At 69.4% G+C, this 3,756-nt stretch carries 3 protein-coding genes and 1 pseudogene; 3 read left to right on the top strand and 1 reads right to left on the bottom strand.

Features of this window, described 5'->3' with window-relative positions:
• Window positions 1–271, top strand: a pseudogene (locus VF794_RS17945) (hypothetical protein); the annotation flags it as partial.
• A 219-nt stretch (window positions 272–490) separates the two neighbouring features.
• Window positions 491–733: a hypothetical protein gene (locus VF794_RS17940; protein ID WP_331112012.1), complete on the top strand. Its 243-nt coding sequence runs from the start codon at window positions 491–493 to the stop codon at window positions 731–733.
• Window positions 734–1,157: 424 nt separating this feature from the next.
• On the opposite strand, the gene VF794_RS17935 is transcribed toward VF794_RS17940, so the two are convergent.
• Window positions 1,158–1,541 (bottom strand): DUSAM domain-containing protein, encoded by a 384-nt coding sequence (locus VF794_RS17935; protein WP_331112010.1) that lies wholly within the window; start codon window positions 1,539–1,541, stop codon window positions 1,158–1,160.
• 568 nt (window positions 1,542–2,109) lie between these two features.
• Between VF794_RS17935 and VF794_RS17930 the strand changes: the two genes are divergently transcribed.
• A partial coding sequence (locus VF794_RS17930; RefSeq protein WP_331112008.1) for a HAMP domain-containing protein occupies window positions 2,110–3,756 on the top strand: 1,647 nt, incomplete at its 3' end.

The raw sequence follows: 3,756 nt of genomic DNA, 5'->3' as shown, positions 1-3,756 counted from the left end.
GGGTGGCCAGGTCTCCTCCAGCCAGCGCGAGGACAGCTCGAGCACGATGCGGCGCTACGACAACATCTCCGAGGAGACCGGCCGCGAGGCCCTCGGGCGCCTGCCTCAGGCGGATCCCTTCCTCGAGCCGGGCAAGGACTTCGTCGTGCTCGCGCGCTTCGACGGGCTGCGGGTCACCTCCAGCGGCGAGGAGGATGACGAGGACGCGCCCAAGCTGCCGGTGCTCACCATCGTCAGCTACTACGCCCCGCATCCGCTCGTCGTCTACTAAAGAGGGGCCGGCGACCACTCCGGCCAACATTGTCCTGGTATGGCCGGATGTCTCTGCACGCAGCGGAAGCCCGTGCCGCATGCGGTGGGCTCGTGGGGATCACAGGAGGGGGGGTCACAGTATCCCCCCACGGAACATCTGCGGCCCTCGGGACAGATCGCTGGGCCTCCCCTGACACACTCGCGCACGCACTCCATCCACGCCTTGCCCGGGGCGGTGATGGCATCGAGCACCTTGCACACCTCGTTCTCCGGGCAGGTGGAACTCTGGCAGTTCGTGCCATATACCTCCATGCAGGCGGAGGCGCCTTCCTTGAACCGGATGCACTGCTGGCCAGCGGGGCAACCCCGGGCCTCGCATGAGGGCAGGCAGAGCGGTTGGGGGACGACATCGGCGCAGAAGAAGCCCTCCGGACAGCTCTTCGCCACGTCCTTCTCGCAGGGAATGCCGCACCAGCCCTGACGACCCCCACACAGCAACCCGGGCCCGCAGGCCTCGGAGGCATGGGTGGGAAACTTCTCGCACCGCATACCTTCCATGCGGGGGCCCTGCAGGACACAGACACGCACCAGCGAGCCATCGTCGGACAGGTCCACGTCGCGGCAGACACGCCGGTCTCCGCAGTGTGAATCCGACAGGCACTCGCTATCGGAGCACCTGGAGATGAAGGTCTGGGGGTTCAGCACGCACCGCAAGGGGGTCTCGCAGTCGGAGCTGCGCTTGCAGGGACGGGAATAGGTCTCCAGGCTCCTGCGCTCCGCGGTATCGAGCATCGGGAGGAGGTGCTGGCCTGTCGAAGGCGCGGGACGCAGCAGGCTGCTCAAGAGGAGGGCCAGCGGCAGCAAGAGGAGGAGCGCGACGCCGGCTCCCAGGGCCATCCGCCACTTCATCGCTTCAGTTCCTCTAACTTCGCCAATTCACCCGACGCGATGTCCCGGTAGAGGGGGACGACCTCCACGGCGAGCACTTCCTCCATCAGCCTGCACGCACCCTCGATGTCTCCTGCATCACGGAGGCGGTACATATTCACGAGGGCGGGAGTGAGCCGGTGGGAGCCATCCGCGATGCGGCGAGAGATCTCCCTCAGGAGGCTGGTGGCGTGCGGTACGTCGCTCAAGGCCTGCTCCACCGCAGTTTCGCCGAGTGCAACCTGTCCCCCGGTTCGTCGGAGAAGGGCACACACGTTCTCTGTGAGCACCAGCGGTTCGCCATCGTTCAGAACGCGCCGTGCCAGGGCCCGCAGGAGATTCCAATCGGTCTTCTCGGACATGCCATCACCGGTTCGTACGTGGTGCACACATGTTGATGGGCCACTCGTGCTGGCCTTCACACATCCGCAGGCAGTCGTAACAGCTGCCTGTCCACCTTTGCTCGATGCATGTGACATAGGCATCGATGCACTTCTGCTTCCAGCTCTCAATCTCGGCGGTCTTTGCGTACTCGAGGGCTACCGCGGCGGTGACGATCGCGGCTGCTTCCTCGGAAGTCGCTCCGCAGCGCTCCGGGTTGAAGGGGTGGTTCTTGACGCAACAGCTCAAGGTTGAGTCCATGGGGCCACACACGCTGCCTTCCGAGCAGCTCAGCGTGCCAGCCAGCAGCAGTGCGGCGTACCCCCGCCAATTCCACCTTCGCTCACGGCTTCTCATGGGCGTCCCCCACTGCGGGCCCAGCATGTGCGCCCTGGCGTCTGGAACTGAAAACCCTTCCGGCGGACTGTTCCGGTTTTCAACGTCACATGGCCGGCCACGTTCACGAAGTGACGGCGACCTGTACCTGAGTCTGATCCGAGCCGATCCCTGTGCTGCAATCCAGCACGTCCGTTGGACAGGGGAACCCTCGTGCCCGTGCGCTTCGCCTCCAGATTGATGCTCGTGCTCGCCCTGGTGGGGGTCGTGCCCGTCTTGCTGCTCGGCGGGCTGTCCTTCCGTGCCAACCGGGACGCGCTTCACCAGATGGTGGGGGGCCTCCAGACCCAGGCCGCCACGGACCTCGCGCGCTCCTGCCACCAGCTCGTCCTGCTGGGGGTGGACAACCTGCGCGTCGCCGCCGAGTACCTCCCGCTCGAGCACCTCGAGCCCCAGCAGGCCTCTTCCATGCTGAGCATCCCCCTGCGCCAGCTCACGGCCCTCAACCTGCTCGTGCTGGTGGACGCGGAGGGCCGTGCCCTCGCCCCGACCGTGTTCTCCCCCGAGGGCTCCGGCACCCGGCAGCGCGTCACCGAGGCGTCGCTGGCCCTCTTCTCGCGTCAGGCGCCCGTGCGCGATGCCCTCTCCGCGGGCGCGGCCATCGGCCCTCCGTACCGCACCCCCGAGGCCCCCGCGGGCCGCGTGGCGCTCGCGGTGCGCACCGGCGAGAGCGCCTCCCGGCTCCTCCTGGCGGAGCTGTCTCTCGCCGAGCTGGGCCGCCGCGTCGAGGAGCTCACCCAGGAGCGCGGGCTGGCCTTCATCGTGGACCCCCAAGGCGTCCCGGTGGCCCACACCCAGGCAGGCGCCGCGCTGAGCGAGGAGGAGCGCGGGCTCGTGTCCGAGGGCCTGTCGCGCGGCGTGTCGGTGGTGCGTACCGTGCGCGGGGTGGACGGCGTCGAGTACCTCGCCGCCTTCGCTCCCGTGCCGGACCTTGGCTGGGGCGCGGTGGTGGGGCGCAGGGCGAGCGAGGCCTTCGCCCCCGCCGAGCACGTCCGGCGCTACACCTTCTTCTGGGCGGTGGTCGCGCTGGTGGCCACCGGGGTGCTCGGGCTCGTGCTCGCCCGGGGCGTGGGCCAGCCCGTCGCCCGGCTCTCCGAGGGCGTGGCCGCGCTCGCCGCCGGGCGCTACGACCAGCGCGTCGCCGAGGGCGGTCGGGACGAGCTCGGCCTGCTCGCGCGCTCCTTCAACCACATGGCCGACGAGCTGCAACGGCGCGAGGCCGAGCTGCGGCGCTGGAGCGAGGAGCTCCAGCAGCGCGTGGACGAGGGGACCCGGCAGCTGCGCGAGGCGCAGGATCAGATCACGCGCACCCGGCGGCTGGCGGCGCTCGGCTCGCTCAGCGCCGGTATCGCCCACGAGCTCAACAACCCGCTCACCGGCATCCTCGGGCTGCTGTCGCTGTCGAGCGAGGAGCTGCCCACGGAGTCGCGCCTGGGCCAGAGCCTGAGGATGGCGCTGGAGCAGGCCCGGCGCATGGCGCGCATCATCCGGGATCTGCGGCAGATGGCGGAGCAGGAGCGCGAGGGGGCGGGTCGCCCGCTGGAGCTGGCCCTGCCGGTGAAGGCCGCGCTCCAGGAGGTGCGCGAGGAACTGCAGTCGCGCGGCGTCTCGCTGAAGTGTGAGATCTCCGAGCCGCCGCCCCGGGTGCTGGGGCACGCGGACCAGCTCCAGAAGGTGGCGGCGAACCTGCTCCAGAATGCCCTCACCGCCATGCCCAAAGGGGGCTCGCTCACCGTGGGGCTCGCGGCGGTCGAGGGCGACGCGGTGTGCCTCTCCGTGAAGGACACCGGCAAGGGCATT

Origin of the sequence: Archangium sp. (assembly GCF_036389735.1) — a bacterium.
GTDB lineage: Bacteria > Myxococcota > Myxococcia > Myxococcales > Myxococcaceae > Archangium.
The sequence above is the reverse complement of the archived record's forward strand: the minus strand, read 5'-3'. Positions and strand labels throughout refer to the sequence as shown.

Bases quoted from the DNA above. Each gene is read 5' to 3' on its own strand.
- VF794_RS17940 (WP_331112012.1), top strand. From the start codon at position 491: ATGGCATCGAGCACCTTGCACACCTCGTTCTCCGGGCAGGTGGAACTC.
- VF794_RS17935 (WP_331112010.1), bottom strand. From the start codon at position 1,541: ATGTCCGAGAAGACCGATTGGAATCTCCTGCGGGCCCTGGCACGGCGC.